Below are 6,395 nucleotides of genomic sequence, written 5' to 3'. Positions count from 1 at the left end.
AACTCAATCAATCTTAACTAAGTCACTGTTTTATCAGAAGTTTTAATCTTCATCACCGCCGATGGATGTGCATTCTACAGCATTTCAGGAGGCTTGCAACCCTATTTTTGAAAAAATCATCTTGTATGTATATTTTTTAATCTTTTCGTGTGTTTTCATTCATTTTTTATACAAATTTGCTTAAATGATGTCTATTCGTGAATATAACGTTTATTATTTTCATCCTAATAAGTAGTGCTACTTACCCAGAAAAGGCCTCAGGTTACTTTATGCATCGTTCTATTTACTTCTCTATATGTTTATTTTCTTTAGCCATAACCCCACAGGTTTTTGCTGAGACGACTACCGATGTGGAAAATCTAAACGACGAGCCTGCAAAAACACCGCTTAGAACGAAAATCTCGAATAAAGCCCAACAATTACAGACACAATTGAAAGTCGATGCTAGAGCAGCACAGGCCGAAGAGGTTAAAGATCCTTTTCAGCCATTAAACCGAAAGATCTATCAGTTTAATGATGTAATTGACCGCACTGTGTTACGTCCTGTAGCCGTACAATATGTGGAAAAGGTTCCTCAAGATGTTCGCGGCAGTTATAACCAGTTCCGCAGTAACCTAGGTGAACCCTGGAATGTGGTCAACCAGTTGATTCAGGGTCGTCCTGCTCGTGCCGCCAAGTCTTTGGGCCGTTTCACGATTAATACCTTAACTACTTTAGGGCTGGCAGACCCGGCACGTCGTCTGGGCTTAAGTCATGAAGATGAAAAGTTTGGAATTACTTTAGGTTATTATGGGGTGCCTTCCGGCCCATATATCATGCTGCCATTTTTAGGTCCAAGTTCTGTTCGTGGAGTAATTGGTAGCGTTGTAGATAGCCAGGCCCGCCCACAAAAATATATTCTCGAAGATAACGACGGTCTTTACTGGAGTGACCAGTTTTGGCGTGTGGTTGATACTCGGTCGGAACTACTGGATGTTGAAGGGGTACTGACGGGTGATCGTTATGCACAGATTCGCGATATTTATTTGCAACGCACCAACTATACGATTGCAGAAAAGAAAGGCACAGAACAGGATACTCTATTCCTGGAAGATGATTTTGAAGACGAAAATTCGGATGATGTACCTTTTAGTGAGGACACTATTGAATCTTCCCCCGACGCTCCTTAAGTTTATGTTTCATGTATGATTGCTAGTGAAATCTCTTCGCTAGCCATCTTTTGCTTGTTATAGTAGCTCTTATAACCAATCCCGGGATTGAATCACTTTTTTATGTACTTCATTCAACCGACTCGTGATATTCCTTATTTAGATCAAGTACTTGATACGCTTCCGCATGTTCAGATGATCTATCTGGATGATCATGAACTTTATGACTCTACAATTATCGCGATTGCAGATGTGCATGACTATCTGCAATACAAATGGAATCTGCCTACGATTGTACTGGCCTTAGAGAATGAAGGTACCGCTTTAGCTCAAGCTTGGGAACAAGGAGCTTTAGCCGGCTGGATCTGGAATAAACTTCCTGATAATCCAGATCTGGCGCTGCAAAAAATTGACGCACAATACAAGCGTAACCAGGATAGCCGGGATCTTCCCTCTGCAGCAGAATTACAAAAAAGATTGTTACCGAATGCGATTGAACTAAACAATTATAAGGTCGAAACCTATTTTCAGCCTTCTGCCTATCTTTCAGGAGATTGGTATGATTATTGGAAAATTAGCGATAAAGAAGTCATTTTCTATTTAGCCGATGTGTCGGGACATGGAGTGACGAGCAGTTTGCTGACCTCCTGGATGGCTGCTTTTCATGGACGCTCCAAAACCCCGCGCGAGCTGATCAAGAAGCTTAACGGAATGCTGATGCAGGAGAATATTGAAAAACACATCACCATGATTGCTGGGATTCTCAATCTGGAAACCCACGTATTGAAATGGTCCAGTGCCGGACATTATCCGCCACCCATTATATTTGAACCCAATCAAGAACCTAAAATTTTTGCTACGAGCAGCTTCCCTTTAGGCCTGACTGAAGAGCTTGAGGTTGAGGAAAATGAATGGGTATTAAGCCGCAATTCCCGTTTTATTATTTGTTCAGATGGTGCACTGGAGCCTTTTGATGGCGGATTAAATGAACAATTCTCGCAATTATTACACCATTTACAACATCAGTCTTTTCAGGTACCAGAACATGTGGCCGACGATATCGCCTTTTTAAGTTTTATAAGAGTGAATTAATACTATATTTACAGACTTTATAAGCACTTAATTTGATTACTACTTTCAGCCACTTGAGTATCCCTGGACCCTATGGGATAATTTAATATCCTTCTCTGCAAATGGCATTTATATGTCAACAGGTCATGTTGAATATGCAAGTCTGAATGGAACGCATATTTTTAAGCTTATCGGCGAAGTGCGTGCCCAGTCTTGTATTAGTCTAGACAAATTACTGAACAGAATTGAACAGCAAGACAACGTAGTTGGCGCTATCGTTGATTTAACCGAAACCACTTTTATTGACAGTACTGTACTGGGTGTTCTGGCAAAGCTAGGCCTAAAGCTCAAACAAGTACATAATATTCAAGCTGTTATGCTTTCTACCAATTCTGACATTACTACTCTGGCCAACAGTATGGGACTGAGCCAAGTGTTTGTAATCCTGAATTATTGTGGCGATCCTAATGTATGCACACGCGCCCTGATGGAAGAACATATTACCCATCAGAATATGTTGAATACTGTTCTGGATGCGCATAAAACCTTGATGAAGCTGAATCAAAGTAACAAGAACATGTTTGAACCTTTAGTCAAACAGTTACAGAAAGAGCAAGATAGTTTGGATAAAGTTTCCGAACAAAAGGTATAACCATCTTCCAAGAGGACACTATGACTTTACTTTCTGTTGTACAAATGAATTCTCAAAATGAAATTAATGCCAATTTCATGGAGATTGAATCTTTAATTCAACAAAGTAAGGCCAATGGCGCTGAACTTATTGTGTTCCCTGAAAACTTTGTCTGTTTTGCCGCAGGAAAACAGCGTGAAACTGCTGCCCAGTTTGAAGCCATTCAGCAACGTCTTGAACAGCTTGCCCATCAATACGAAACCTGGATTGTGGCTGGGACCTTACCCTGTCCCTATCGCCCAGACGGCTCAGTCATTGAAGACGGTCGGGTACGTACTGTAAGTCTTTGTATTAGTCCAGAACGCACTGAAGCGCGTTATGACAAAATTCACCTGTTTGATGTACAAGTGGGTGATGCAGTTGGTGGTTATCAGGAATCCAAGTTCTTTGAGCCTGGTACAGATGTGGTAGTAGCAAAGACCCCTTTTGGCAATATCGGTTTAATGGTCTGCTATGACCTGCGCTTTCCGGAACTGGCTTTAAACCTGCGGGCCAAAGGTGCAAATCTTTTAACTGCACCTTCTGCATTTACCTATACCACCGGTGAAATGCACTGGCAGCTTTTGCTGCAAACACGTGCTATGGATGCCCAATGCTCGGTGCTTGGTGCAGCCCAGCAAGGCTGGCATGGTGAAAAACGTCAGACTTGGGGTCATGCAGCTGCCACCAACAGTCGCGGTCAGCTTCTGCAGATGATCCATGCAGAGGGTGCAGGTCTGATCACGGTAGACTTTGATTTAAACGAACAACAAAAAGTGCGTGACTCCATGCCTTTAATGCAACATCGTAAATTGCTCCAGCTCTCTTAAAAACTTTTTTATATTTGCATAAAATAACAAAATCCCTGCTTATTCTTCGAGCGAAATAGCTGAGCATGAAAGCTCCATGAAAAATAAGCAGGAATTTATCTCATGTCATTAGAAAAAGTAGTATATACCGCACATGCCAAAGCCACCGGCGGTCGCGATGGCCATGCGACCTCTGACGATCAGATTCTGGATGTACAATTGGCGGTGCCCAAAGAAATGGGCGGCCCAGGCGGTGGAACCAATCCAGAACAACTGTTCGCTGCAGGTTACTCAGCCTGCTTTTTGGGTGCCATGAAGTTTGTGGCCAATCGCGACAAGCTCAATATGACTAAAGATGCTTTTATTGAAGGTGATGTCGGTATTGGACCGATTCCTACCGGGTTTGGTATTGAAGTGACCTTAAATATTCATCTCGAAGGCATGGATCAGGAAGAAGCGCAAAAACTGGTAGACGCTGCCCATATCGTCTGTCCCTATTCAAATGCGACCCGTAATAATATTGATGTGAACTTAAACGTCATTACCTAAACTTTTTTGCTTAACTGCTATCCTGAAAAAGAGTTTCAGGATAGCCAAGCTTCAATTATAAATTTCAACTTTTAGTTGCTTCACTTTCCCTGAACATCCAGCTTCCTTTTCAAAACAACAGCAAAAACTTAAGAAATTATATATAATAATTCTTATTTGCATTTATCTGATTTATATTGATGTTCAAACCTGTTCTTTTAAGTTCTTTCTTACTGACCGTTGCTACCGCCTCTTTTGCAGATCTTCATCTCTCAGAAAAAATCCGCCCACAGGTAAATTCTCTGGTCAATACAGAGATTGAACGCTTGCCCATTCCACCTACCCCAAACAACATGAACTTACCCGAATTTGGTCAAGGAATTATCGGCTGGGGAACAGGTCCCGATGGTGCGCAAGCCCGTTTTTTCAATATCACTCAGGCAGATGTTGAAACAATGAAACAGGAAGGATTGACTTTAGAAATGAGTCAGACTTGGCAGAACTTTTATGAAAATGAAGCTTTGCGTAATCCGGGCAATCCGACTGCACCATTTCGTGCCCAGCTCATGGAAAAAATCGCCAGCCTTTGGTAAATTCCCAAAATTCCTGACGATCCTTATAATGAAAGTAATAGATTAAAAGATTAGTCCGCCGCTTCGTTGGTCACTCGCAATACTTCTTCAATCGTAGTTTTACCTGCCAATACTTTGCGTAAACCATCATCACGAATGGAGCCTGATGACTGTCGGGCATAGCTTTCTATTTCATATTCAGCCGCATTGCCGTGAATTAAACGACGCATATGATCATCGACGGACACAATTTCATAAATTGCGGTACGCCCGCTAAAGCCCATATTGCCACAGCGCTCACAGCCTTGCGGTTGAGGGAGTTTTAAATCCTGGGGATGTTCAATATGTTCAAACAGATTCTTCTCAAAAGCATCTGCTTCACGCCAGGTTGCGCAATGTGGGCATAGGGTTCTGACCAGACGCTGTGCAATCACGCCAATCAGGGAACTTGAAAGCAGAAATGGTTCAATTCCCATATCTTTAAGACGGGTCACTGCACCAATGGCAGTATTGGTATGCAAGGTGGATAACACCAGATGCCCCGTTAATGAAGCCTGTACCGCAATTTCTGCGGTTTCCAGATCACGAATCTCGCCGACCATCACCACATCGGGGTCCTGACGCAGCATTGCTTTTAACGCACGGGCAAAAGTCATATCCACTTTGGTATTGACCTGCGTTTGTCCAATGCCTTCTAACTGGTATTCAATCGGATCTTCAGCCGTAAGAATATTTTTGGAACCATCATTCAGGTCAGAAAGTGCCGCATATAAGGTGGTGGTTTTACCCGAACCCGTCGGGCCGGTCACCAGAATAATTCCATGTGGACGATGCACTAGGGTCTTGAGTCGATCATAGTCCTTATTCATTAGGCCCAAATGGGTCATGTTTAAACGGCCAGCCTGCTTGTCCAGCAGACGCATCACCACCCGTTCACCATAAGAAGATGGCAAAGTAGAGACACGCACATCGACTTCACGCCCCGCCAGACGCAAGGAAATACGGCCATCTTGCGGAATACGTTTTTCGGCAATATCCAGTTTGGCCATGACTTTAATCCGTGAAACCAGGAGTGGTGCCAGTTCACGACGTGGCTGGACAATTTCGCGTAACTGGCCATCGACCCGTAAACGCACCGACAGTTTTTTCTCAAAAGATTCAATATGAATATCAGAAGCCCCGACACGAATTGCTTCGGATAATAGCGCATTGATCAGACGCACAATCGGCGCATCATCTTCCTGATCCATCAGGTCTTCAGCTTCAGGTACGGAATCGGCCAGACTGAGTAAATCCGGATGATCTTCTAGGCCGGCAGCCACCTGTTGTGATTCCCCGCTATCGCCGGCAAAACTGGAACTGAGCAACTGGTTAAATTCCTGTTCGCTACACAGCTGAAAATGGGCCGGATAGCCGAGCAGACGGCGAGCTTCCTGCAACGCAAGCATGGAGGTATTGTCACGACGCAGAATAAAGGCCTGATCTCCCTCATAACGCAACAGCACTCCATGGCGCTTGGCGAAGCCATATGGGATTTGTAATTGTTTAAGTACTTGCATCGCGAATTATAATAATGATGAAAAAATTTAAATTGAGT

General features: G+C 43.2%; 7 protein-coding genes. 6 read left to right on the top strand and 1 reads right to left on the bottom strand.

Features of this window, described 5'->3' with window-relative positions; all coding sequences use genetic code 11:
- The first annotated feature begins 269 nt into the window (after positions 1-269).
- The 6 genes from AY607_RS08415 (at position 270) to AY607_RS08390 (ending at position 4,819) form a co-directional block, all read left to right on the top strand.
- On the top strand, positions 270-1,169 hold the full coding sequence (locus AY607_RS08415; protein WP_064094696.1) for a VacJ family lipoprotein: 900 nt from the start codon (positions 270-272) through the stop codon (positions 1,167-1,169).
- 102 nt (positions 1,170-1,271) lie between these two features.
- Complete coding sequence (gene gigA, locus AY607_RS08410) at positions 1,272-2,240, top strand: RsbU family protein phosphatase GigA (RefSeq protein WP_064094697.1); 969 nt, start codon at positions 1,272-1,274, stop codon at positions 2,238-2,240.
- Positions 2,241-2,352: 112 nt separating this feature from the next.
- On the top strand, positions 2,353-2,871 hold the full coding sequence (gigB, locus tag AY607_RS08405) for an anti-anti-sigma factor GigB (RefSeq protein WP_064094698.1): 519 nt from the start codon (positions 2,353-2,355) through the stop codon (positions 2,869-2,871).
- A 20-nt stretch (positions 2,872-2,891) separates the two neighbouring features.
- Positions 2,892-3,719, top strand: a complete 828-nt coding sequence (locus AY607_RS08400) for a carbon-nitrogen hydrolase family protein (protein ID WP_064102326.1) — start codon at positions 2,892-2,894, stop codon at positions 3,717-3,719.
- A gap of 102 nt (positions 3,720-3,821) precedes the next feature.
- Positions 3,822-4,247 (top strand): organic hydroperoxide resistance protein, encoded by a 426-nt coding sequence (locus tag AY607_RS08395; RefSeq protein ID WP_064102325.1) that lies wholly within the window; start codon positions 3,822-3,824, stop codon positions 4,245-4,247.
- Between the two features lie 179 nt (positions 4,248-4,426).
- Positions 4,427-4,819: a DUF4951 domain-containing protein gene (locus tag AY607_RS08390; protein ID WP_064102324.1), complete on the top strand. Its 393-nt coding sequence runs from the start codon at positions 4,427-4,429 to the stop codon at positions 4,817-4,819.
- A 50-nt stretch (positions 4,820-4,869) separates the two neighbouring features.
- On the opposite strand, the gene gspE is transcribed toward AY607_RS08390, so the two are convergent.
- Positions 4,870-6,357, bottom strand: a complete 1,488-nt coding sequence (gene gspE / locus AY607_RS08385; protein WP_064094702.1) for a type II secretion system ATPase GspE — start codon at positions 6,355-6,357, stop codon at positions 4,870-4,872.
- Between the last annotated feature and the right edge of the window lie 38 nt (positions 6,358-6,395).

The sequence above is a fragment of the Acinetobacter sp. SFA genome (assembly GCF_001647535.1).
GTDB lineage: Bacteria > Pseudomonadota > Gammaproteobacteria > Pseudomonadales > Moraxellaceae > Acinetobacter > Acinetobacter pecorum.
Note: the sequence above shows the minus strand (reverse complement) of the source record. Positions and strands in the feature narration are given on the sequence as shown.